General features: G+C 40.7%; 21 protein-coding genes. 8 read left to right on the top strand and 13 right to left on the bottom strand.

The genetic code is table 11. The features are described 5' to 3' along the window. Position 1 precedes the first annotated feature (1 nt). Positions 2-1,366: a tetratricopeptide repeat protein gene (locus H5203_RS03715; protein WP_182757702.1), complete on the bottom strand. Its 1,365-nt coding sequence runs from the start codon at positions 1,364-1,366 to the stop codon at positions 2-4. Positions 1,367-1,706: 340 nt separating this feature from the next. Here H5203_RS03715 and H5203_RS03710 point away from each other — a divergent pair, with 340 nt between their 5' ends. Further along, positions 1,707-2,588: a DMT family transporter gene (locus tag H5203_RS03710; protein WP_182757703.1), complete on the top strand. Its 882-nt coding sequence runs from the start codon at positions 1,707-1,709 to the stop codon at positions 2,586-2,588. Here the strand turns inward: H5203_RS03710 and H5203_RS03705 are convergent. The 7 genes from H5203_RS03705 to H5203_RS03675 form a co-directional block, all read right to left on the bottom strand. Further along, a complete protein-coding gene (locus H5203_RS03705; protein ID WP_182819396.1) occupies positions 2,569-3,270 on the bottom strand; it encodes a M15 family metallopeptidase in 702 nt (233 codons plus the stop codon). The genes H5203_RS03710 and H5203_RS03705 overlap by 20 nt on opposite strands. Beyond that, positions 3,267-4,397, bottom strand: coding sequence for a succinyl-diaminopimelate desuccinylase (gene dapE, locus H5203_RS03700; protein WP_182819395.1), 1,131 nt, complete (start codon positions 4,395-4,397; stop codon positions 3,267-3,269). Before dapE ends, H5203_RS03705 begins: the two co-directional genes overlap by 4 nt. After that, a complete protein-coding gene (locus H5203_RS03695) occupies positions 4,394-4,741 on the bottom strand; it encodes an ArsC family reductase (RefSeq protein WP_182757706.1) in 348 nt (115 codons plus the stop codon). Before H5203_RS03695 ends, dapE begins: the two co-directional genes overlap by 4 nt. Before the next feature lie 5 nt (positions 4,742-4,746). Then, positions 4,747-5,241: a PTS glucose transporter subunit IIA gene (locus H5203_RS03690; protein ID WP_145233732.1), complete on the bottom strand. Its 495-nt coding sequence runs from the start codon at positions 5,239-5,241 to the stop codon at positions 4,747-4,749. Then, on the bottom strand, positions 5,241-5,639 hold the full coding sequence (locus H5203_RS03685) for an ACT domain-containing protein (protein WP_182730970.1): 399 nt from the start codon (positions 5,637-5,639) through the stop codon (positions 5,241-5,243). The genes H5203_RS03690 and H5203_RS03685 overlap by 1 nt, the downstream gene beginning before the upstream one ends. Before the next feature lie 224 nt (positions 5,640-5,863). Continuing rightward, positions 5,864-8,014 carry a phosphate acetyltransferase gene (gene pta / locus H5203_RS03680; RefSeq protein WP_182730969.1) on the bottom strand — a complete coding sequence of 717 codons (2,151 nt, stop codon included), beginning with the start codon at positions 8,012-8,014 and terminating at the stop codon, positions 5,864-5,866. Between the two features lie 2 nt (positions 8,015-8,016). Next, on the bottom strand, positions 8,017-9,228 hold the full coding sequence (locus H5203_RS03675) for an acetate kinase (protein ID WP_145233739.1): 1,212 nt from the start codon (positions 9,226-9,228) through the stop codon (positions 8,017-8,019). 318 nt (positions 9,229-9,546) lie between these two features. Between H5203_RS03675 and yfbV the strand changes: the two genes are divergently transcribed. After that, the gene (gene yfbV, locus H5203_RS03670) at positions 9,547-9,993 is read left to right on the top strand and encodes a terminus macrodomain insulation protein YfbV (protein ID WP_145234096.1); all 447 of its coding nucleotides are present in this window, start codon (positions 9,547-9,549) and stop codon (positions 9,991-9,993) included. On the opposite strand, the gene rlmA is transcribed toward yfbV, so the two are convergent. The 3 genes from rlmA to xthA are packed head-to-tail and all read right to left on the bottom strand — an operon-like array spanning position 9,974 to position 12,266. Continuing rightward, positions 9,974-10,786 carry a 23S rRNA (guanine(745)-N(1))-methyltransferase gene (rlmA, locus tag H5203_RS03665; protein WP_182819394.1) on the bottom strand — a complete coding sequence of 271 codons (813 nt, stop codon included), beginning with the start codon at positions 10,784-10,786 and terminating at the stop codon, positions 9,974-9,976. The genes yfbV and rlmA overlap by 20 nt on opposite strands. Then, complete coding sequence (locus tag H5203_RS03660; RefSeq protein ID WP_182757730.1) at positions 10,783-11,430, bottom strand: energy-coupling factor ABC transporter permease; 648 nt, start codon at positions 11,428-11,430, stop codon at positions 10,783-10,785. Before H5203_RS03660 ends, rlmA begins: the two co-directional genes overlap by 4 nt. Before the next feature lie 29 nt (positions 11,431-11,459). After that, complete coding sequence (gene xthA, locus H5203_RS03655; protein WP_182819393.1) at positions 11,460-12,266, bottom strand: exodeoxyribonuclease III; 807 nt, start codon at positions 12,264-12,266, stop codon at positions 11,460-11,462. A gap of 247 nt (positions 12,267-12,513) precedes the next feature. On the opposite strand from xthA, the gene H5203_RS03650 reads away from it, so the two are divergent. The 3 genes from H5203_RS03650 to rluB all read left to right on the top strand — a co-directional run bounded on the left by H5203_RS03650 (position 12,514) and on the right by rluB (position 14,571). Then, entirely contained in the window at positions 12,514-12,945 is a 432-nt protein-coding gene (locus tag H5203_RS03650) for an exonuclease III (RefSeq protein WP_145233745.1), read from the top strand. A gap of 169 nt (positions 12,946-13,114) precedes the next feature. After that, complete coding sequence (scpB, locus tag H5203_RS03645; RefSeq protein ID WP_182819392.1) at positions 13,115-13,705, top strand: SMC-Scp complex subunit ScpB; 591 nt, start codon at positions 13,115-13,117, stop codon at positions 13,703-13,705. Next, complete coding sequence (rluB, locus tag H5203_RS03640) at positions 13,702-14,571, top strand: 23S rRNA pseudouridine(2605) synthase RluB (RefSeq protein WP_145233749.1); 870 nt, start codon at positions 13,702-13,704, stop codon at positions 14,569-14,571. Before scpB ends, rluB begins: the two co-directional genes overlap by 4 nt. Before the next feature lie 221 nt (positions 14,572-14,792). On the opposite strand, the gene H5203_RS03635 is transcribed toward rluB, so the two are convergent. Beyond that, positions 14,793-15,539 carry a YciK family oxidoreductase gene (locus H5203_RS03635; RefSeq protein ID WP_182734863.1) on the bottom strand — a complete coding sequence of 249 codons (747 nt, stop codon included), beginning with the start codon at positions 15,537-15,539 and terminating at the stop codon, positions 14,793-14,795. A gap of 250 nt (positions 15,540-15,789) precedes the next feature. On the opposite strand from H5203_RS03635, the gene H5203_RS03630 reads away from it, so the two are divergent. Continuing rightward, positions 15,790-18,261 (top strand): VolA/Pla-1 family phospholipase, encoded by a 2,472-nt coding sequence (locus H5203_RS03630; protein WP_182819391.1) that lies wholly within the window; start codon positions 15,790-15,792, stop codon positions 18,259-18,261. 96 nt (positions 18,262-18,357) lie between these two features. Beyond that, entirely contained in the window at positions 18,358-19,374 is a 1,017-nt protein-coding gene (gene sohB / locus H5203_RS03625; RefSeq protein WP_182819390.1) for a protease SohB, read from the top strand. Positions 19,375-19,443: 69 nt separating this feature from the next. Here sohB and H5203_RS03620 read toward each other — a convergent pair whose 3' ends face one another. Then, positions 19,444-20,775 (bottom strand): dicarboxylate/amino acid:cation symporter, encoded by a 1,332-nt coding sequence (locus H5203_RS03620; protein WP_182819389.1) that lies wholly within the window; start codon positions 20,773-20,775, stop codon positions 19,444-19,446. 204 nt (positions 20,776-20,979) lie between these two features. Between H5203_RS03620 and H5203_RS03615 the strand changes: the two genes are divergently transcribed. Continuing rightward, positions 20,980-24,849, top strand: coding sequence for a hypothetical protein (locus H5203_RS03615; RefSeq protein WP_182819388.1), 3,870 nt, complete (start codon positions 20,980-20,982; stop codon positions 24,847-24,849). The last annotated feature ends 70 nt before the right edge of the window (positions 24,850-24,919 follow it).

Genomic DNA, 24,919 nt, shown 5'->3' with positions numbered 1-24,919 from the left:
CCTAAAGTTGCACTACATGGGAATTAAAATAGTTGTTAATAGAGGTTAGATAAATCAAGGTTAACCCTTGCTTACTAACCGTAAAGTTTATGTCGTTCTGATTGGCAAGTTTTAAAACATGGTCTCCTGCTGTTAACTGGGTGCGCGCAACACTTATTTGATTAGGTAAAGTTAACCAACTGCGGGTATCTGCTTGCTCAGAGGCTAGGTTGTATAGATTAGCGAGTATATTACCCACATCGCCGCCACTTCTAGCCAGCTCTGCCCGTACTTTTTCTTTAGCGACTAACCTTAGTATTTGCCTCGATACTCTTGCCGGTGTTTGTTCTTCAAGTGTTTTAGCCGCTAACGCTTCTATTCTTACCAATGGACTCAAAGGTAAAGTCTGTGTTCCGATACTAATGTCATTAACCGTTGGTATATAGGCTCTATCTTTATAAACGGGCATCGCTAAGCTATAAAAACGAGCATCACCACCGGATGTATTAATCGGCAGGCGCAACACAAATTCATCTTTTTCTGGCACTAAACCTTGTTCGATCAAGACCACAACGTCACCGCTGTTGGCGACTTGTTTTGGCAATTCAGCTAAGCGTTTTTTATACTCGGCAAAATCTTGATCAAATCCTTGCTGTTTTGCTAATTGCAGTACAACCTGCTGCAAATAGGTGTTTTCAGGGTTGATCTCTAATGCCTTTTTATAATCAATATAGGCATCATCGTATTGCTTATTACTTTGATAGAGCAAACCTGACAGATAAAATGTAAACGCATTTTGATAGCCATTTTTTACGTTTTTGATCACCTCATCCATACTTGGGTAATGTTTTTGTGCTGCTTTTACGCTAGCATCTATGTCGTCTTGATTAGCCGTTAACGCATCTGTTTGTACTTTATTTGCACGGCGAACTTCGACTAATGCGCCCTCAATATTATGTTGATATATATAATTAAGTGCTTGGTAACTGTGCAGCATACTCATTTCATAAGCCGCTGGCGTATAGCTAATGACTGAATCATTGGTAAAAAGGGCGTTACTTTGTTCAAGCCCTGCGCTTACTTGTATTTTTGCTGCTTGGCGTTTTATTTCCATTTGCTGATATACCGCTTCGTACTGTGGTCTTGCAGCCTCATTTTGATTATTTAAATTGCTTAAACGGGCCTGCTCTAATTGATTGAGCAAGTAGTTACTATGTGACTGCCCATTAGTCGGCAAAAGCTGTTGGGCTTGGTCGATATTGTTGGTCTTAATAGCTTGGCGTACAGGCGTCATTTGGGTAGCGTAATCTGAAAACAGATCACTAAACCCAATGGTGCTGCATCCACTTAGCATGACACAAAAGCCAAAAATAACACTGCGTTGCACATGGCACTCCTTTTATAAGCGTTAATACAGATTAGCATAATCTAATCCAGAGAAGATGTTAAACAATGTAAAAAAGCGTAGCAATCACCGTGTTTATAAGAAATAGTTACGCGATCATTGGTCACTGAGTTGTTGCACGATACATTCGAATGATCAAAACAATAGGTAAGCTTTGCGCTATTATGGCAATCCTGTATAAATAGATACTTCAGGCAAACAGGTAGCTGATTTTCTTATTATGTTGATTAATTAATGGATCGAGTGGTTGCCGACTACTAAACGATAGAATAACTCACCTCATAGGGTTTAATGCTTAGCAAGATTAAAACTAAGGATCACTTTGAAAGCAACACTGTTTACGGTACTCGCCCTAGTGGCATTTGCAGCTAATTCTCTTTTATGTCGTATGGCATTAGCACAAAATTACATTGATCCATGGAATTTTACAGCTTTGCGGCTATTCAGTGGCGCATTGTGTTTAGGATTTATTTTCCTTATACAAGCAACACCAACAGAGTCTGTAGCTAGGGAAGATAACAATCTTAATAATGCAGAGCATGAACGTGGTAGTTGGCGCAGCAGTGTTAGCTTACTGGTTTATGCGTTATGTTTTTCAATTGCCTATGTAGAATTGGACACTGGAACTGGCGCGTTGATTTTATTTTCTGCTGTTCAATTGACTATGATTGGCTGGGGGATTTTCAACAAGGAGCGACTCACGACTGTACAGTGGTGTGCATTTATTATCGCTGTCATTGGTTTTGTGTATTTAATGCTGCCATCGGCAACGATGCCGTCAATGAGCCCAGCATTATTAATGACGATTAGCGGTATTGCGTGGGGGATATACAGTATTCGCGGAAAAGTGTGTCTATCCCCACTGAAAACCACAACGTTTAATTTTGTGCGTAGTTTATTTGCATTACCGATATTGTTGATCGTGGGTTTTGGTTATTTAACGGGGATCAGTTGGCAGGGGATCGCGCTTGCATGTGCATCTGGTGCTCTTGCGTCGGGTATTGGCTATAGTGTTTGGTATGTTGCCGTACCCTTATTAAAAAGCAGTCAAGCCGCAGTGGTTCAGCTGTGTGTGCCAGTGATAGCTGCACTGGCAGGGATGTTATTTTTAGCGGAAGAACTAAGCATTCAGTTTGTTATTGCCAGCGCCGTTATTCTTGGCGCTGTGCTGGTTTTTTTACTGGCTAAACAACCGCAGAGCTGACATTCAGCACGTAACGCTGATACAGTTGCGGCAAATTCGCCAAAATAGCAGCTTTGCCGGCAAGCTGACTGTTATTTATAGTATCAGCTAATACGGTTAAACTCTGATGTTGTAGTAAAATGTCAGATTGCACTATGTGGCTAATATGCCAAGGTTCAGGCGCAACGCCGCCTAAATCATGTTGATAAGGGCGATAAAAGCCATACTTTTCTAAATGACTATCCAGCCACTTGGTCAGCGCTGCAAAAGGGCCATTGTCTTGGTATTCGTGAGGCTCTAACTGCAGCTGATAGTCATCAGAAACACTGGCTTGGTCAAAAATATCAAGATCAGTACCAAAGTGATGGCGACTGCTTCCCGGTAGGGCTGAATAAAGCATAATGGCATGGCATTTTTCAATGTCTGTCATGGAGGCTAAATCAACGGGCTGTTGCTGCTTATTGAGCACAGGTCGATGACCATTAAATTTAGCATTCCAAATCAATGCTTGACGTTCAAAGTTACGAAAGCTTGATGCAATAGTCAGTGCAAAGCCTGCAACGCGAGCTGCATTTTGCAACTGCATAAAGTCATCAATAATGTCTTTATGCAGTTTATGATCTTGATAATCAACAAGCAGTAGCTCGTCTTTACCACAGGCACACTCAGCCAACTGTTGCGATGTGAGCTTAGCAGGGATCATGTTAAAAGTTGCTCTAGAATTTGCTCGTAAATATCAGCAAGTGAAATGAGATCATCACAATTAACGCACTCATTCACTTTATGAATGGTGTCGTTACGTGGGCCAAGTTCAATAACCTTTGCGCCGGTTTGTGCTATAAAACGTCCATCTGAAGTACCGCCAGTGGTTTCAAGTGCGGTATTTAAGCCAGTTATTGATTTGATGGCTGCAACCGTGGCATCAATAAGCGGGCCGCCTTCGGTGATAAATGGCTGACCGTTAACAATCCAACTCAGCTCGTATGCAAAATCATATTCAGCCAGAATGTCGTTAACTCGTTGCTGGAGTTGCTGATGAGTTACTTCGGTACTAAAGCGAAAATTAAATTGCACTTCAAGCTCGCCTGGGATCACATTGCCAGCTCCCGTACCGCCATTAATATTTGAAATCTGAAAACTAGTAGCAGGGAAAAATTCATTGCCGTTGTCCCATACCGTTTGACTCAACTGGGCAAGCATTGGCGTTGCAATATGAATAGGGTTTAGAGCAAGTTGCGGATAAGCCACATGACCTTGTATGCCTTTAACAGTTAAAAAGCCAGTCAGTGAGCCTCGGCGGCCATTTTTAACGACATCACCCAGTACATCACGCGATGAAGGCTCGCCAACCAAACACATATCTATTTTTTCACCTCGGGCCTCCAGCGTATCGATTACTCGCGTGGTGCCGTTGATAAAAGGGCCTTCTTCATCAGAGGTAATTAAAAAAGAAATTGAGCCTTTATGATCGGGGTGTTTAGTTACAAATCGCTCGGTTGCTACCACCATGGCAGCTAAAGAGCCTTTCATATCAGCCGCACCACGGCCATGCAACATGCCATCGGCTAGAAAGCCAGAGAAAGGCGGGTGCTGCCAGTTCTTTTCTGGTCCTGTTGGTACTACATCAGTGTGACCTGCAAAGCAAAAGTGCGGTGAGCTGTCGCCTTTACGTGCCCATGTATTTTGGGTGTCAGTAAAAAACAGTGATTCAATATTAAAACCAAGCTGTGCCAATCGCTCATTCATTATAGTTTGGCAATCTGCATCTTCAGGGGTGACTGAGCGACGCTGTATTAAGGCTTGTGCAAGTTCGATGACGGGATGATTCATGATGCAAAAATCTCATCATATTGCGCTGGTTTAAAACCTAAATGATAGCTGTTGTTGCGAATAAGCACTGGGCGCTTGATCATTGCTGGTTGTGCTACCAAAATTGCCAAGGCAGTGTGTTTATCAAGGTTCTGTTTTTGCTCATCTGATAATTGGCGATAGGTTGTGCCACGTTTATTGACCAGATCTTGCCAGTCGATGTGCGTTGCAAACTCAGTGATCATATCAAGGCTTATGCCGTCTTTACGGTAATCATGAAAATTAAAGTCAATGTTGTTATCGGTTAAATATTTTTTGGCTTTTTTTATAGTGTCGCAGTTACTAATGCCGTAAAGAGTCGTCATATTAATTACTTCTTAGTTAGTGTTAAAAGAGTATCTACCCCAGCTGTAACCTGAGATAAAGAATAATGTATTGGTTTAAGTTGATGCCCGTTAAGTAAAATAAGGCTGGCAAGTAAGGGGCTATTGAGATCTCTAAGATCAAAATAAGCGAGCCGTTGCCCTTTGGTTATTTTACTGCCGTTGAGTTGGGCTATATGAGTGTGTTTAATGTGTTGCTGTTGGTCTAAATATAAATTTAGAAGCACTTTTAAGCCATTGTTGGCTTGTAAAATAAATTCAGTACCGGCATTTTTTACTTGCATTAATGTACCATCAAAGGGCGCTAATATTTTATGATTGCTCAGGGCAACCATTATCCCTGGGCCAAGTGTGCCGTAGCTAAAGAAGGGTTCTGGGTGCTCGCTTAATGGGGCAACTTTACCACTAAAAGGGCTACAAATTGCAATACTGTTAGCCGCTAACTGACGTTGTGGTAAATAACTAATATCCGTGTATTTCATTATGTTAATTTGGGCTCATTGAGAAACTGATAGCCATCTTTTTTTAACGCGCTGATGGCATCTTTAATACGCTGTTGTTTTACTAAAACGTAATCGGTGTCGTAGGTTGAAATCGCAAAAATAGAGATATTTGCTGTGGCTAAAACTCCAGAAATATTTGCCATTATTCCGGTTAATGAAAAACCAAGTGGACCGATCACTTCTAACGCGCGCCAATCGTGCTCAGCATCAAGGCTTTCAATGGCGAACTGGCTAGGGCAAACAATAGATAACTCATCGTTGGTTTTGGCGATAATAAACATTGATTGTTTGAATAAAGCAGCGGGGATCTCGCTATCAACATCAAGGCTATGAATGGTAAAGGCCGTACTATGCAGTTGTAACGTTTGCTTAGACATTGCTACCCCTTTTTTAATTGTGAGACTTCCCATCTGTGTATACTGATCAATAGTATAGATTATCTTACTTAAATAAAAGAGCAATGTTGTCCACAATTTCTGTGGATAAGGTTGGGAATAGGGAGGTATAACAACGCTAAGCTATTTATTTTATTTATAATTTTTATTAGCTAAAGAAATGCACAGGGTAAAGTGATCATCATGCAATCACTTTACCCATGGTGTTAAATATTTTCGGCTTGTGCCGCTTGGATAGCAGTAAGCGCAATTGTATAGACAATATCATCAACCAAAGCACCGCGGCTTAAGTCATTGACGGGTTTGCGCATACCTTGCAACATTGGGCCGATACTTATCAAATCAGCACTTCGTTGCACCGCTTTATAAGTGGTATTACCGGTATTTAAGTCTGGAAATATAAACACCGTCGCTTTACCAGCCACTGGGCTATTTGGTGCTTTTTTAAGTGCGACATTTTCCATAATCGCCGCATCATATTGTAAAGGACCATCGATGATCAGATCAGGGCGTTTTTGTTGCGCTAACTTTGTTGCCAGACGGACTTTTTCTACATCAGCCCCAGTGCCTGACGTGCCGGTGCTGTAGCTTATCATCGCTACTCGTGGCTCAATACCAAATGCGGCGGCTGAGTCTGCAGATTGAATGGCAATATCGGCTAATTGCTCAGCGGTTGGATCAGGATTAATGGCACAATCCCCGTATACCAGTACTTGATCAGGTAGCAACATAAAAAACACCGACGAGACTAATGATGACCCTGGTGCTGTTTTTATTAATTGCAGCGGCGGACGAATGGTGTTGGCGGTTGTATTTACTGCACCCGAGACCAGACCATCGACTTGACCACGCTCTAACATCATAGTGCCAAGCACAACGTTGTCTTGGAGCTGTTCAAGGGCAACCACTTCAGTCAGGCCTTTGTTTCTACGAATATCAACCATAGGCGCAACATAGTCGTTGATCACATCATGAGGTTCGATAATGGTTACATTTTCGTTTAGCTCAACACCTTGTTGTATAGCGATACGTTCAATTTCTTCTCGATCGCCCAATAGAATGGTCTTCGCAATACCACGTTGACCGCAAATAGCGGCGGCTTTTATTGTTCGAGGCTCATTGCCTTCAGGTAACACTATAGTTTTTGCCGCTTGGCGGGCTTTATCCGTGAGTAAATAACGAAATGCTGGAGGTGACATTTTACGAGTTTTGCCGACACTTTTAGCAAGCGTATCTAACCAGTCTGAATCAATATGGCTGGCATTATGATGCTTTACTTTATCAATTCGTTGTACGTCATCGCACGGTACTTCCATATTAAAGTTATGCAGTAGCAATGAAGTACGCCAGGTGTCAGCATCTGTACTGAGGATTGGCAGGCCGGTGGCCATCGCTTGTTCGCACAAGGTCATGATCCGTGGCTCAGGTTTAAAACCACCAGTTAATAAGATAGCTCCTAATTTAGTGCCATTCATGGCTGATAAACAGGCCGCAACTAACACATCTGAACGATCGCCTGGGGTCACCAGCAGTGCGCCTGGGGTAAAATGATTTAAGATATTTGACACTGTTCTGGCACAAAATGTTACGCGGCGTAGACGACGATGAGCCATATCACCTTCGTTGATCACGTCAGCTTTTAAATACGCACATAAATCTTTAACGCGCGGAGCAACCAGCTCAAAATCCCATGGGATCGAGCCAAGTAACATAAACGGATGTTTTCTAAAAATAGGTAAAGATGCTAAGCGATTGAGCTCATTGTCAAGCTCGTCGGGTTTATGTGCTTCCACGAGATCTGCGCGTGCTCTGCCTTCATCATCCAGTGGTGCATTTACTTTATTAAAAATACAGCCTAATACGCGTGCATGGTCAACACTGCCATAATACCCGGCTGCAATTTCTAGGCGGTCTTCAATTTGATCGTTACTGTCATTACCAGGAGTGAGCACAAACACAATGTCAGCGCCGAGAGTTTGTGCTATTTCGCGGTTTACTCTACCTGCATAAGGTTGGCGGCGAGTAGGGACCATACCTTCGATAATTGCGACTACATCGTTGCCTATGGCATTTTCAAAGCGCTCAACAATTTCTTCAAGTAAATCATCACCTTTTCCATCCCCGATCATTTGCTCTGCATAATCAAGCGCAAAAGGAGTAGGTGGTGTAATAGGTGAGCCTTGGGTGACAATTTGTGTTGATTTTTCAGGGCCCGTTTCACCTGAGCGAGGCTGGGCTATGGGCTTGAAAAAATTAACTTTGACCGCTTTTTGTTCTAACGCACGCACTAACCCGACTGAGACCGATGTTAAACCAACCCCAGTAGAGATAGGTACTAGCATAATTCGACGTGCCATAATTATAACTCCTGTGCAATTGAGGCGGCATCAAGAGCAATGACCCACTCTTCATTTGTTGGCATTACTACTGCTTTTGTTTTTGCATTATTACTGCTGATAACCCCTTGTGTGCCAAATCGGGCTGCAAGGTTGGCTGTACTGTCGCAATCAAGGCCAAGATAGCTCAGTTGTGTTATTACTTTATCACGAATAATATCGGAGTTTTCACCAATACCACCGGTAAAAATTAACGCATCAAGGCGTTGCAATGGCACCATAAATGCGGCTATTTGTTTTGCTAAACGATAACAAAACATCTCCAATGCTAAAATGGCTTTTTCATTTCCTGCAACAGCAGCTTCTTCTATTGTACGACAGTCATTAGAAAGTTCACTGATACCCAGTAAGCCACTTTGTTGGTTTAATAAGTCATCAATTTGTTGTGCATCGTAGTTAAGTTGGGTGGTTAAAAAGTTAAATAAACCCGGATCAATATCTCCGCTGCGGGTGCCCATCATTAAGCCTTCTAGTGGAGTTAAGCCCATGCTGGTATCAACACTTTTGCCATTTTTAATTGCACACACAGAGCAGCCATTACCTAAGTGAGCGCTGATAAAATTACTTTGCTCAATAGGCTGGTTTAAAAGGACTGCTGTTTGACCTGCAACATAATAATGGCTGGTACCATGAAAGCCGTAACGTCTAACACCATAATCAGTATAAAGTTTATAAGGGAGGGCATATAAATAGGCAACATTGCCCATGGTTTGATGAAACGCGGTATCAAACACTGCTACTTGCGGTAGTCCCTTGAATGATGCTTGCGCCGCAGCAATGCCTAATAAATTAGCGTGCCCATGTAATGGCGCAAGCGTAGCGGCTTGAGTGATTCCTTTAATTACATCGTCGTCAATCAGTACCGATTTAGTAAAGTGCTCGCCGCCGTGAACCACGCGATGACCTACTGCAATAAGGTTTTCAGCTAAATGGTGTTCGTTAATAAGGCTAACTAAGGTATCGATTGCCGCACTGTGAGCTTGATTAGGCGCAAGTTCAATCAGTTGTTTTTTGCCAAGGTATTTGTATTTCACAGATGGCGACGATGAGCCTAGGCGTTCAGCAAGACCTGAAATGATTTCTTCAGATGTGGTGGCATCTAAAATAGCGAATTTTAAACTCGAACTTCCACAGTTCAGTACAAGAACATGATGAGGTGATGATTGCGAAGACATAACAGGATCCCATTTTTTGACAATTGCGCATTAAGCTTAGTTGTTATATAACCAAGTACTCGAGCATAGTGATTAAAGTAAAAGAGTCATTGGTCGATAAATTGCTATGGATATCTGTAATGACTATACTAAAGTCTAGTTGACTTAACGTGCGCTTATTTTAACTCATTAATTGTTTTAAGGTAAGTTTAAACCATGATCAAAAACACGTTTTGGATGAAAAAGGTGGAAGGGATTTTACACAGGAATGTTACCGTGAATATGATACACTCATTGCGGTAACATTAATAAATATTCCAGCGACACCTAGGAGTCATGATGCAAAAAAGTGTGATGTCACAAGTCCAAACTGGTCGTGAATATGCAAAAAAATGGCCTATGCGTAAAGAATTAGCGCCTCTGTTCACGGAGTTTAGAGTGATCAAAGCCACCGAGCTGGCAATTACAGTAATGCCGATTTTGGCAATGCTCACTTTATTTATGCAAATTAATTATTTAGGCAGCAGTTTTTTACCTCAAGCAGTCGCTATCGCGTTGTTTTTTTTATCTCTACCGCTACAGGGATTGCTGTGGTTAGGCAAGCGTGCAGATACTGTACTTGAGCCTGCGATGGAGCATTGGTATAAAGAGCTTCATACGAAAATGGTAGCCAATGGCTACCAAGGGCATGTCCCTAAAGATAAACCACGTTATGCAGAGTTGGCCCATTTACTCAATGATATGTTTGATAAAATGGACCGCGCGTTTACCCGAGAGAATCTGTAACACGTTTAAATTGACTAACATAAAATGACAGGGTGACGACTTGCTCACCTTGTTGTTCTAGTTGTTGCCAATGTTCAGGACGAAACTTCCAAGCAAAGGGAGTCATAGTGATCAAGCTCTTCACATCTTTAAATGGCAAGCTTATCTGTTGTTCTAATAATGTTTGCTCTATAAGCTCAAACCCTACAGGCGCAGCAATCGGTGTATGCGCATTGACGTCTCGGTAAATATAGTGCTTGAGTTCTTTTAAATGCCAAGGGCCAGGGCTTGCAACTACCAATGTAGCGTCTGGTTTTGCTAATCGAGCCAATTCAGCATCAAATAATGGGGCAAAAATACTCACTAATACATCTGCTGAGCCATCATTAAATGGAGCTTGGCTGATTGATGCAACGCTAAAATTACAATTACTGTATCGCTTTGCAGCATATTTAACTGCTGATTTTGATATATCGACGCCATAAACGTGTGCAGTACATGCATTGGCAATCGCATGAGTATAAAAACCTTCCCCGCACCCTAAATCAATTACCTGTTGTGGTGCTTGCAGAGCAACTCGCTGTGCAACTGCATGTTGTAAAAACTGGTAGTGCCCAGTGGTTAAAAAAGCACGCCTTGCTTGTACCATGTCAAGATTATCGCCAGGTTGCTTAGAGTTCTTTTGTTGCACAGGTAATAAATTCACATAGCCTTCTTTTGCAGTATCAAAGCTATGGTTGTTAATACATTTTAGCACTTTGGCATGTAACTCAAGCGATTGTTGGCAGAGCGGGCATTGGTAATCGAGACTCATGAGTCTAGGTAATCCTTATCATAAAATGTTTTTACCCAATGTGGGCGATAGGTGATCAATAGGGTAATGGCCATGCCGTTTAACATCGCTTCAGGAAAGCAAATAATGACACATAAATAGAGATAGTTTTCACTTAATTCAAACCAATTGTAATTGCCGGTTAAATAATAAAATAAGCTAATGGTGATAATCTTAAAGCAGGCGATGAAAGCGGCGCAAATAAAAGTACATACAAAAATGTAAATGAAAAAATGCCGTGGTAATAGGTTATAACACAGTATAAATACCCCATAACTGACTAAAATGGGTAAGTAAGCGGTTAACAATAAGTGGATAGGTAATTGCGCAATGCTTATTTGATTGAAAGCCGTTAATAGCAGACTTGCTAGGGTGGCGCTCAATAATGCAAAGCGCCAGCCTAAAATAAGCGTTATGGCAGTTACACCTAAAATATGCAGTTCAAGACCGGGTAATATGCCGGCTTTAATTCGCCACAATAAGGCAAATGCTAACGCACAGACAAATAGGCCTGTTTGACGGGCTGGCGTGGTTATTAAATGTTGGTAGTGTGACTTATTGACACTCGACCAAAAAATACAGCCGATAACAAGCCAAGCAATTGCCTGAAGTTCAATGCTTATTATCGGGATTGTCGTTAGCTTATCCATTAGCGTTAACTAAAGGTTGACCATATTGGCGCATGATCTGATGGCTTTTCAATACCACGTAATTCATAGTCAATTCCCGCTTCAATACAACGAGTAGCCAAAGTTGGAGTCGCTAGGATAACGTCAATGCGTAGACCACGATTATCATCAAAGCCTCGAGAGCGATAATCAAACCAAGAGTACTGTTCGCTTGTGTCTGGGTGAAGTTCACGGAAGGTGTCTGTAAAGCCCCAATCTAGCAAGGTTGCAAGCCATTGACGTTCTTCAGGCTGGAATGAACATTTGCCAGTTTTTAACCAACGCTTGCGATTAACCTCACCAATGCCAATATCAAGATCAGTAGGAGAAATATTGATGTCGCCCATGACAATGACATCCTCGTCGTTACTGTGGTGGCTTTGTAAGTGAGTCATTAGATCACGGTAGAACTGTCGCTTATACGGAAATTTTGTTTCATGAGTAATGTTATCGCCTTGTGGAAAATAGCCATTCATTACGGTTAGATCACGGCCATTTTCTTGGCTAACAGTGACGCTGATCATGCGCTTTTGTGATTCATCAGTATCTGTTGCGAATCCTTTAACCACAGACTTAGGTTCAGTTTTGCATAACATAGCTACGCCATAATGTGCTTTTTGACCATGAAAATAAACGTGGTAACCCATATTTTGAACATCTTCGAGTGGGAAAGCTTCATCATGTACTTTTATTTCTTGTAAGCCGAGTATATCAGGCTGATGTTTATCTATGATTGCTTGTAATTGGTGCAGACGAGCTCTCAGCCCGTTAATGTTAAATGAAATTACTTTCATGGCTTGACCTTTAATTAGAGTTATCTTTTGCAGATTATGGCAAATTCTACCATCAATTAGCGTATGGTACATGCGCTTATTTATAATAATAAGCCGCTCAATTGTTGAACAAAGTATGAATTTTGATTAAACATTGTTAACGCTTTTTTAAATAAAAAATTAAATAGATAATTCGGTTGATTTGTAAACTTTGGTCTATATAATGCGCAAAAATTGCTCACAATATAACTCCACTTAAAGGTAAATCATGAAACTACAATTATTAGCATTATTCGTCGCAGCGACTGCTTTCTCTGAGACTGCCAGTGCAGCACATTATTATAATGCTGATCATAAAATTGAATCTAAATTATGCTCAATCAGTGCTAACGAAGGATTTACTGCAGCACGCAAAGTTGCAGCCCAGCACGGGGTGTATTTATCACGTTATTCAAAAAGTATTTTGTGTAATGGTGATGATATTCGTGATATTGCAAAAAAAGTGGATGATAAAGTTCGCCAAGAAAAAGTAATTGAAGTGTTTGCTAAAAACTCACAGGCAGAAACACAGCTATGTATTACTGCCTTGAAGCAAGGTTTGGCTCCAGTGAAAGAAAAAATAGCAAACTTAAACTCATTGATTTGTAATGGTGAAGTGGTTACTGAGTTTGTGAAACGATATCAAGGTGCGACAATTTGATTAAAAATGTAACGCACTAGCTAGTTTATCTACAATAGCAGCGCTTTAATCGCTGCTATTTTACATTTTTATAGAATAACTTTTCCAACCTTTGTATTGATCTGGCATAATAGCGCGCTGAATATACCGCAACATCTTGGTGCCTATGGTGACAAAATCTGCTACGAAAATGGCTACGAAACGAATCAGTGATGAGCAGCTTGTTGAGATCATTGAAGCGGCGATTTTTGTTGCGGGAAAACCAGTCAGTAAACGGCATTTAAAAGACACCGTATTAACTGAGTTAAGTGTGTCTATGACACGTATTAACCTCGCGATTGAACAGATCCAAATTCATTATCAAACCCGTGGTATTCGCTTAGTTGAAGTCGGTAGTGGATTTAGATTTCAGGCGTGTGCCAGCTTAGCCCCTTGGTTAAATAACCTTTGGCAAGAACGGGCGCCTAAATATTCCCGTGCACTATTAGAAACTCTTTCGCTTATTGCTTATCGTCAGCCGATAACTCGGGGCGAGATAGAGCAAGTACGTGGAGTGACCGTAGGCTCAACTATTATTAAAAGTCTGCTCGAGCGTGAGTGGATACATGCTGTTGGTCATAAAGAGGTGCCAGGTAGGCCCGCTTTATATGCCACAACCAAACAATTTCTAGATTATTTTTCGTTAACAGGTTTAGATAACTTACCGCCACTGCCAAAACAGCAGCAAAGTAAAATTGACCAGTTATTGAGTGATCCTTCTGTGAGAGAACTATCCGAATGAGTATACAAGGTGAAAAGTTACAAAAAGTCTTAGCAAGAGCGGGCGTAGGTTCGCGACGTGAGATGGAAAAATACATTGATGCAAATCGTGTCAGTGTTAATGGTAAAGTAGCAAAGCTGGGTGATCGTGTTGAAGAAACCGACCAGATCCGTGTTGATGGCCATACGGTAAAAATTGAAGAAAAAGCTGAACGTATCTGTCGCGTTGTTATGTATAACAAACCTGAAGGTGAGTTATGTACACGTAAAGATCCTGAAGGACGTAGAACGGTATTTGACCGCCTGCCGCGCGTTGATGGTGAACGTTGGATTGCTGTTGGTCGTTTAGATATAAATACAGCAGGTTTAATGTTGTTCACCAATGATGGTGAGCTTGCTAACCGTTTAATGCACCCAAGTTACGAAGTAGAGCGTGAATATTCAGCACGTGTATTTGGTGAAGTAACAGCAGAAACTATCAAAAATTTAACCAAAGGGGTTGAGCTTGAAGATGGTATGGCAAAATTTCTTACTATTAAACCACTGGGCGGCGAAGGTATTAACCGCTGGTATAATGTAACGCTGACTGAAGGGCGTAACCGTGAAGTTCGTCGTTTATGGCAGTCTCAAGACGTTGAGGTTTCTCGCCTTATTCGTATTCGTTATGGTAAATTAGAGCTCGATAAACGTCTACCACAAGGTGGTTGGGCTGAGCTAGATTTAGAGACTGTAAATTACTTACGTAAAACAGTTAAGCTTGGCCGTGAAACGCAAACAAAATTATCTGTTATGCCTGAAAAACGCAAAGATAAGCGCGCTAAAATTAATCAAATTCGTAAAGCAGTCAAAAAACATAATAATCGCGTTAAACAAACTAAACGCCGTTAATATCTGCCTTGCATTAAAAAAGCCGCTAATTAGCGGCTTTTTTATGTTTAGTACTTGGTTTATACCAATCGACTTAAATATTTAACCATTCTAGCGGGCTAAATAAAGTGCTAACTGCGTTAGGGATTTTTTATGTAGAACAACTACATGTCAAAATTCCTGCTTTGTTATCACTGTATTTATCTGTCGCTATAAATGCTCAGTACTTAACACGACTGGTATTATTTCTTTGTTTGCGCGTCTAATGATTGACCATTGACGTCTTTTGAATCATCACTCATTAAGTATAAATAAGTTGGCATTAAGTCTTCAGGGCAGGCTAGTTTATCGCGATCTTCGCCTGGATAGACACTGGCACGCATAGCTGTGTGGGTGGCGCCGGGATTAATACAATTTATCCGGATATTCGTTTTACCAACTTCACATGCCCATGTTTGCATCATTCCTTCAACTGCAAATTTTGAAATGGCATACGCGCCCCAAAACTCACGACCTTGGCGACCAACCCCAGAAGAGGTGAAAATAATTGAAGCACTTGGAGATTTACGTAAAACTGGAAACATATATTTTGTAATCATCGCTTGAGCGGTAACATTCACTTTCATGATGTTATCAAACGTTGATGAACAAAAATGCTCAAGTGGACCCAGTGAGCCAATTATTCCTGCATTATTGAGCAAGCCATCTAGTTTACCAAATTGCTGTTCAATGGTAGCGCCTAAATCACGAAAGTTTTGTTTACTTGCACCTTTTAAATCCATCGGTACAATCGCAGGCTTTGGCCCGCCAACGGCAATGATTTCATCGTACACGGCTTCCAGTTTGCTGGTGGTTTTACCCAATAATATAACCGTTGCGCCATGTTTGGCATAAGTTATTGCAGCCACTCGGCCAATGCCGTCACCTGCACCAGTTACTAAGATCACTTTGTCTTGTAGGGCATTATCAGCCGCTTTATAGGTTTGCATAATAAAGGTCCAAAAAATCAATTTGATTGATTTTAACATAGCAAAACACCAAGTTATCGAATTTATTGCAAAATAAGGTGGCGAAATTTGAAACTTTACGTTAACTTTAACTGGTCTAATGTCTTATTAATAACCTAATTACATTATTTTAACTAAATATTACGCGAAAACCTAAAAGAATTAGTAACAAAATTAGCTACACTTATTTATCAACACACATAAAAAAAAGATTACGTGCGGAGCAAACAATATGAAAAAAATGCTACTCTCACTTGCAATTACAGCTGCTCTAGCTGGTTGTGGCGGCGGTGAAACGTTAGAAGATGTTAAAAATGATACACCACCAGTTATTCCATCAGCTACAGTTAAGTTTGATCCCGCAAATGGGGTTATTTCAGTACCAAATGATTTATTAATGAGTGGTACAAAAGATGGCACTATTAATATCCCCGGTGAGTTGAGTGCTAATGGTGTATCAGTGCCAAGAAGCGCCTATGCTAACCCGTCCCTGGCACTAGGTGCACTTGATGGCTGGTCTAGCCAAGTTCCTTATAAAATAGATCTTACCTTTCCTGCGAATGTTAGCCTTGATGAAAGTTCGGCTGGTGCGCCGGGATCTGTGCGTATTTTTGAAGTTGTTATGGGCGCTAGTTTAACAGATGCAGATTGCGCAGCGGTACCCGCTGGAGCCGGATGTAAACTATTAGGTGAATTAACCTTTGGCGTTGATTTCATCACTAAAGCAAGTGGCAATGCGGTTGCTATTATTCCATTAAAACCGTTTAAAGCTGGCAGCTCGTATATTAATGTGCTGACGACTGAGCTTAAAGACTCATTAGGGCGTTCCATCGAGCCTTCATCAACTTATGGTTTGGTTAGTGAAGAGACCCCACTGATCACCGAGAGCCAATTAGCGCTTCAAGGCGTGGTAAACAGTTATGAAAATGTGGTCACGTCAGGTGGCACTATTAGTAAAGATGATATTATTTTTAGTGGGGCGATGACGATTCAGTCTGTTGGTCCGGTACTTGGTACTATTAAAAAGTTACTAGCAGCAAGCCTGCAAAACCCAGCCTTGCCAACACCAATGGTTCAAATCCCAGAGCAACCACTGCTAACGGTTGAGCAAGTCTTTGCTTCACAAGGTGTTACTGGACTTTCGCCAGCATTTGCAGGTGTTCAATATCAAAAAGGTAGTGTGACACTACCTATGTATTTATCTCAGCCTGAAGGAAAAGAAATTTCAAATTTGGCTGACACATATTGGCAAGGCATGTGTTCAAGCCCTGTTGCCGTACTTAACCAGCAAGCAGCTGATCAAGCGCTGCGCGAAGCAGGAAAAGAAGATGAAATTGATCCTACAATGTTTGATGTTGGTCCATATGAGCCGCTTTGCCAAGGTTTAAGTGAGGGGAGATTACATGATTACCCGAAAATTGATATTACTCGCCACTTAACAAAATACAATCCGATCCCAAAAGTGCAAAGCCAGCAAGAAGTAACTGTTCAGATAACAAAACCTATTTTGCCTGTAATAAATTTTATCAGAACACAAAGTCTTGGTATGTCGGCACTTGAAATGCCAGCTGGTGGTTGGCCGGTGGTGATAATGCAACATGGTATTACTTCTAAAAAAGAAGATATGCTGGCATTAACGGCTAGTTTAGCGATTCAAGGCTTTGCAACGGCCTCAATAGACCATCCAGTGCATGGTGAACGTGGTATTGACGTGGATGACGATGGTAATGATGATTTTAATGCATCAACAGGCTCTGTCCTGGCGTATATGAATTTGCAATCATTACTAGTAGCACGTGACAATTTAAGACAGTCTGCAGCTGATTTACTTGCTTTACGTCTTGGTCTAAACTTTACAAACGATACATCACTTAACACTTCTGATGTAGTGTTTATTGGACATTCATTAGGCTCAGTAGTTGCTCCCGCTTTTGTTACTCAAGCAAATACACCTTTAGATAGCCAAGTTGATGGTCTGTTCAAAGTCAATAGCGTCGCACTTGCTAGCGGTGGTGGTGGGATAGCCAGCTTCTTACTAGAATCGGCGAGTTTTGGCCCATTTGTTCAAGGCTCAGTATTGCTATCAGCTGGGACATCTGAATCTGCTGAGTTCCAAGCTTATAGAGAGAGCTCTGCTGTATCAAATTGTGGTGAAGCAGTTTCTACGAGCGAGAGTATTTCATGTGGGTATGGAGAATATTACACTTCGTTAAATGCAGCTGGTGAAATGACTAAGCTAGCTAACATTCAAGGTGTAATGAGTCAGTTCTCATTTGCAGCACAGACGGCACTTGATAGCGGGGATCCTACAAACTATGCATCTGCTATAAAAGCGCTTGGCACACCTGTTTATATGAATGTGGTAGTTGGAGATGGAGAAGTTAATGGAAATAAACCAGACCAAGTGATTCCACCAATGACTGCAAACAATCCAATTGCAGGCTCACTGCCACTTGCTAACTTAATGGGTTTAACGACAGTAACCCAGTCGCAAGCGCCTACTGACGATGGTATGAGTTATTTAGTTAAATTTACCAAAGGGCATCACAGCTCAGTACTTACACCTGCACCGAATGCAGCCGCAGGCGCGACGGCTGAAGGAAGCGCTGCCGCGACAAGTGAAATGCAATTACAGATTGCAACTTACTTAGTAACTCGAGGTCGTGCGTTATCTATTCAAAATACCGAGATTGTCACTGATTAACTTTTTAGAGTATTAAAATAAATGAAAAGCCACTGAAAAGTGGCTTTTTTTTGTTTGAATGGTAAATTAGGTCAAATTTTTGTTTGGAGAATACGATTGGAATTTCTATATGAGTACGGGCTGTTTCTAGCTAAAACGGCGACATTTGTGATTGCCGCCGCTGCGGTAATATTAATTAGTGTCGCTGCAGCGATAAAGCCTAAAAGTAAAAAAGGTGAGATTGAGATTGATGATATTTCTGAGCAGTTAGATGATTTGAAAAATGATTTTATTGCAAGCACCTTATCTAAAAAAGCATTAAAAGCGCACCATAAAGCCCAAAAAAATGATGCTAAAAAAAGCACTGATGAACAGTCGAAACCACGATTATATGTACTTGATTTTAATGGTAGTATGGATGCTCATGAAGTCGATAGCTTACGTGAAGAAATTACCGCAATTGTTGCAATTGCCGATCCTAAGCAAGACAAAGTGTTGGTTAGGTTAGAAAGTGGTGGCGGGGTAGTTCATGGCTATGGACTTGCTGCTTCCCAGCTACAACGCATTAAAAATAGAGGTATTCACCTTACGGTTGCGATTGATAAAGTTGCTGCCAGTGGTGGTTACATGATGGCCTGTGTCGCTGATGAAATTGTTGCCGCACCGTTTGCTATCGTTGGCTCTATTGGTGTGATAGCACAAATTCCAAATTTTAATAAAATTCTGAAGAAAAACGATGTTGATTTTGAACAAATCACTGCGGGTGAGTTTAAACGTACCCTAACTTTATTTGGTGAAAATACAGATAAAGCTAGGGAAAAGTTTAAAGAAGAAATAGAGCAAACCCATGACTTATTCAAACAGTTTGTCAGCAGTCAACGGCCAAGTTTAGATATTAACTTAGTGGCAACTGGTGAGCACTGGTTTGCGACTCAGGCGCTTGAAAAAGGTCTAGTCGATACCATAGAAACCAGTGATGACACATTACTTAAGTATCAAGATGAGCGACAAATATATAAAATTAAATACAAAGTTAAAAAGAGCTTAAGCGACAAGCTTGCTATCGGGTTGAGTAACACAGTTAACAAAACCGGTATATCATTATTGTCTCGTTTTAAAGGGCTAAACCCATAAAGGTTAAAGCTATTAAATGATAAAAAACCCGCAAATTTGCGGGTTTTTTTCATTTTTACACGCACAACTTTAGTCAGTTGATTTGTGATAATCCTCTAAGTCTTTGGCTGCATTTGGGTCGTTAAATACTGCCTCATCTAGTTCACCTTCAGATTTAGCAACCACACATGTCACCATACAATCGCCTGTGACATTGACCGCCGTACGAGTCATATCAAGTAACCTATCAACGCCAATAATGATGGCAATGCCCTCAACAGGTAAACCAACTTGATTCAGGACCATGGCAAGCATGATCAAGCCTACGCCAGGAACACCTGCGGTGCCTACAGACGCTAAAGTGGCGGTTAAAATTACCATTAAGTAATCTGAAATTGTTAGATCAACACTGAAGACTTGTGCAATAAATACCGTAGCCACACCTTGCATGATTGCTGTGCCGTCCATGTTAATAGTGGCACCGAGTGGAATTGTAAATGACGCAACTGAGTTTTTTGCCCCTAATTTTTTAGTGGCTGTTTCAAGTGTAATAGGCATTGTTGCACTTGAGCTTGAAGTACTAAATGCAAATAAACAAGCATGTTTCATTTTTTTCAAAAAGATAATTGGGTTTAATCCAGTTAAAAACTTCAGTAGCAAAGTGTAATTAATGAAGGCATGGAAAAATAGTGCAGCCACCACAACACCAAAATATTTAGCTAAGCTGACTATCAAGTTCAACTCGATAGTGGTGAATAGCTTCGCCATTAAGCAGAACACCCCATAAGGAGCCACATTCATTAATAAGGTAACTAACTTTAATATCACGGTGTTCAAATCTTCAAAAACAACCGCTACTCGTTTACCAGCACTGCCGCCAAGAGCCATGGCAATACCAAATAGTAATGCAAATACAATAACTTGTAACATGTTTCCACTGGCCATGGCATCAATTGGATTGGTTGGGAACATGCCAATGATTACTTGTGCAAGGGTTGGTGCTTCTTTTGCGCTATACGTCGCTTCAGAAGGTAAGTTAATCCCTTCCCCTGGATTAACTAATAATGCCAAGGTAATCGCAACCGTAATTGCAATTGCGGTAGTAATAAGATAAAGAGCGATTGATTTACCGCCTAAACGGCCTAATTTTTTCGGATCACTTAAGCTACATGTACCACAAACAAGTGAAACAAATACCAGTGGTACAACTAACATTTTCAAACTGGCGATAAAAATTTGTCCACCAATATGAAATAAACCATCAACAAAAAAGCCTTTAATTGGCAAAGAGAATAATCCAAGTGGGATTAGATAATCGTCTTCGCCAGCTAATATTGATTGGAATATGAAGCCTACAGCAACCCCCAGAAACATACCTATCATGATACGGGTGGTTAAACTCATTGAACGGATTTTTGACATAGTAACAATCTATTTTTTATAAATTTGCCATAGCCTACCAGCATGCAGATTTTTATACAGAAAAAATCGATAAATATGAAAAAAAAATATGGATCAAAAAAACAACAAAAAACAAATAAAAGTTGTGATTTCCAAGCGTGTTATAGGTTAATATTGAGTAAATGTATTATTTAAATAATTAATAACAAAGCTAGGGAGAGGGCAATGCCTTTAATGCGATGGCTCAGTGTCATACTGTTAAGTTTTTTTATCACTGCGTGTGGTGGCGGTGGAACACTTGAAAAGGACGGTGGAGGCCTTGATGGAGGGGGCACTGATTCTCCTTCATATACACTAAGTATTAATGGTTTGTCAGAAACCACTGGTGAAGCTGCTAACGACGTTTCTTCTGAACAACGTTTAGTGCTCGTGGCTAAGTTATTGAAAGATGGTGTAGCAGCACCTAATGTAATTGTCACTTTTACTACTGATGGCGGATATGGTGTGCTTGATCCTGAATCAGGCACTGTCAAGACTGGAACTGATGGTAGCGCTAAAATATACCTTTCCGTGGGTAATACAGCTGGAGCCGGTACCGTTAATGCGTCGGTCACAATTAATGGTGAAACGTTTAACACCACAGAGCCTTTTACTTTTACGTCGACAGGTGATCAAGACAGTACAGCCCAAGACACTTATACAGTTACTCTTCAAGGCTATAGCCAAGATACCGGAGCAATTTCAAATAGTGTAACAAGTCAAGCGCCTTTAGACTTAAGAGCAACTTTAAAGCAAAATGGCGAAATAGTCGCTGGCAAGCGTATTTTGTTCACGCTGACAGATGGGATTGGCCTATTACAGCCCACAACAGGCTCAGCATTAACTCAAAATGATGGTATTGCGACAATCGAACTTACTGCAGGTAAAGATGCGGGAGCAGGTAAAGTGACTGCCACTTATAATGTCGGTGGGGAGTCTTATTCTGGAACTTTTGATTTTCAGACTACGGGTGGCCAGGGTAGTGATACAGGGGTCTCGGGTACTATAACTCTAGAGCTAAATATCTTAGATCAAAATGGAGCAGTATTTACAGAGCTAAATCCGGTTAGTAAAGATAATAAAGGTGTTGTTTCTGCTACATTAAGAGATGATGGTGTGCCACTTGCTTCTCAATTAATTAGTTTTACATCTAAATTCACGGGTAAAATCACCCCAGAGTTAGGTACTGCATTAACTGATCAGAATGGTGTAGCCGTAGTAACACTAAGCAGTGGCAACTTCAAAGGAGCTGGTCAAGTTGTTGCAAGCTATGAATCTGAAAGTAACGAGATAATAACAAAAACAGCTGGCTTTGTTTCAAATGGTGACGATGCTCCGGTTGAAAGTGCTCAAGCAGAATTAGATATTAAACTTCTCCAAGGGTGTAATGCTAATTGGGATACAAATCGCAATACTGTCGCATTAAATCCGCTAGACCCTTCTAGTGGTTGTACAGTGACCAATACATTTTCATCCGATTCACTTATTGACGTACTCATTAAGGTTGTAGACACCAGTAGTGGTGATGGTATTTCAGGGATTATTGCTGAGTTATCTACAGATTTAGGTCAATTACTTCCTGATTCAGGAAAAGCCTTAACTGATAACTTTGGATTTGCGCTATTAAAACTACAACCAGGAGCAAGTAGTGGAGCCGGTACTCTAACTGCTACAGCAAAAGATACAAACTTAAATAAAGCATTTTCAATTAGTACGGCAGAATTAAAAGTATCAATAGATAATGGCTTGCCTAATTTATTAGATAGCTTAGGTAATCCAATTGAGGGTCAATATCAGCCACTAGCTGCAGGTGCAACAACCGTTATAACTGTTGAAATTAGAGATACTAATGATGATTTAATCGTAACGCCTTTTGATGTTCAGTTTACATCAAGTTGTGTTGAGAGTGGTAAATCAATTGTTGATGAAAAAGCGATCAGTATTGGTGGTATTGCTACGTCAACATATAGAACAAATGGCTGTAAAAGTGCACAAGGTGATACTGTTATTGCAACAGTATTAACAGGGGGCACGCCCGAAATAGCGTCAGTTAATATTCCTGTTTCTGAAGCTGATGTGGCGTCGATTGAATTTATTTCAGCGACTCAAAATGTAATTGCGTTAAAGGGTACTGGTGGTGTTGGTCGTAAAGAAAATAGTGAACTAACATTTAAATTAATCGACAAAATTGGCCAAGATGTTACGAGTAAACGCTTAGATTTCCGTCTTACTTCTACTAATGGTGGGATCAGTTTATCGCATCATAGTGTTGACACTGATGCTGCTGGCTTGGCCCGAGTTCAAGTGAATTCAGGTTTTGTGCCGATGGCAGTGCGAGTGCAAGCATGTTTTATTCCTGATGAGCAAATACCAGCCGATCAAAATGATAATGTAACTTGCTGGCAAGATGTATATACGCAATGCCAAAAAGCAGAGGCAGACCGTGACCAAGGAGTAAGCTGTCCAACAGGTAACTTGTCGTTGGTGTCATTGGATCAGCAAATTATCACCGTGTCTGATTTACTCTCTATTAGTACAGGGCTTCCTGATAATAATAGTTTTACCGCTTCGATTACTAACTATGCTACAGAGACTTTGCAATACGATAATGAAACGTTTGATATAACAGTGCTCATTGCAGACCATTTTAATAACCCGGTTCCAGATGGTACCTCAGTGTATTTAACAACAGAGGGGGGCGCTATTGGTACTTTAGATGGTGAAGAGGGCAATCCACAACTAGAGTGTCTCTCTGTTGATGGTGCATGTACAGTGCAATGGCGAAGCCAGAACCCTAGACCATTTACTGAAAATAAATGGGGAAATAAATTATCTGATTACAACCCTAAAAAGCTGCTACGTGTTAAAGCAAAATATTTGGAGGATATAGTTGGCGTTACTAATCCTACATTTGTACAAAGTAATGCCGTCACACTTACTCAGTTAAATGCAAATGCAAATTTTGCAGGATTGGTTGAAGAAACACGTAACTGCGATTTATATAAGAATAACCCTGCGCCTTGTATTGATGGGATTTTGAATGCTAACACGAATGAATTAGGTGTACCGCTTGGGGCACGTGCTACAGTTTTAGTTACAGCTAAAGGGCAAGAGTCTTTTATTGATATTAATGGTAATGGCCTATTCGATAGCAATGAATACTATTCAGGCTATGACTTAAATGAAGCGTTCGTTGATCATAATGAGAGCGGAACTTACGACGGTTTATCGGCAATTTATGACCCAGTGACAGCTTCATTAACTAAAGATGCACAAAGCTGTACAGATGGCTCAGATACTGATCCATGTAGTGAGTTTGCAACGAACGGAGCCCATTTTGAGGAGCCAATAGGTGATATAGACTCTAACGGTATGCATACATTACTAGATGGCAAATATAATGGGTTATTATGCACCGAAGCAGCACAGGCTGCTAACATGTGTAATAAAGAGCTTATTGATGTACGCCGTTCATTTGAAGTTATTATGTCCGGCAGTACAGTTTATTACCGTTTTGTAATTGACAAAGAATCATTACGTAATAAGTTTGCTGCGGCGTTAGCTGAAATTGAGTTAGATGACGCTGGTAATCCCACTGGAAATCTTTCAATAAATGCTCTGGGAGTAGCCAATAGTATTGATAGCTGTGAAAACATCACTAATCAATATGATGTTGGGACTACATCTGAGGTGATTCTTGGTCTTGAGGAGAGTGTTAACGATCAAATGTGTGATATCACAGAGCTCAATATTGCAAGCTATGATTCGGGTGTTCAGTTAGCTTCGTTATCTTTTAATTTTTATTACTCTGATATTTACAATAACCCGTTAGCTGCGGAAACAAATGTTGAGATAAGTACAGAAAACGGAGATTACAGTGGTACAGACGGATTTGTGATTGGCAATTCTTCAGCAACAAATGCTGCATTAATTGGCCTTTCTATAAGTCGTGAAGCGGAGCCGAATAAAAAATCTATTGGATTTTTAAAGCTTTCATTTACTTCGCCTAAAGAGAACAATACCACTGCACAATTACAAATTAGTGATGATGGTTAGCTAGTTTCAAACATTTAAATAAAATAAATGCCAACCATAAGGTTGGCATTTTTGTTGCTATTCTATATAT

Source organism: Pseudoalteromonas sp. SG41-1 (assembly GCF_014164575.1).
GTDB classification, from domain to species: domain Bacteria; phylum Pseudomonadota; class Gammaproteobacteria; order Enterobacterales; family Alteromonadaceae; genus Pseudoalteromonas; species Pseudoalteromonas rhizosphaerae.
Note: the sequence above shows the minus strand (reverse complement) of the source record. Positions and strands in the feature narration are given on the sequence as shown.